The organism is Bradyrhizobium sp. Kon69, assembly GCF_055807515.1.
The window spans coordinates 1-292 of sequence record NZ_JBVVOS010000268.1 but is presented as its reverse complement, the minus strand read 5'-3'; the positions used below and the strand labels follow the sequence as shown (position 1 = coordinate 292).

The 292-nt window shown below is 64.7% G+C and carries 1 protein-coding gene; it reads right to left on the bottom strand.

Annotated features, from left to right (window positions below; all coding sequences use genetic code 11):
* Nucleotides 1-292, bottom strand: a 292-nt coding sequence (locus tag AC0L3U_RS39120) for an ABC transporter permease subunit (protein ID WP_473365079.1), incomplete at both ends; no start/stop codon positions are given.

Here is a 292-nt window from a genome sequence, read left to right as displayed (position 1 = left end):
TCGATGCCGGCGCGCAGCGCTTCGGCATGGAACGCGCCCTTGTGCAGGGAAATCACGATCACTACCCAGGCGAACGGCGTCAACGGGTTGGCCGCGCCGACCGCCTGGGTCAGCAGCATGTTCAGCACCAGGAACGCACAGTACAGCTGCACCAACGTTGGCGTATTGCGCGTGACTTCGACAAATACCCGTGCCGGCTTGGCCAACCACGGGTTGCCCGAGGTGAGCAACGCCGCCAGGCTGATGCCCGCCAGCAGGCTGCCGATGACGGTGAACAGGCACAGCAAGGTGC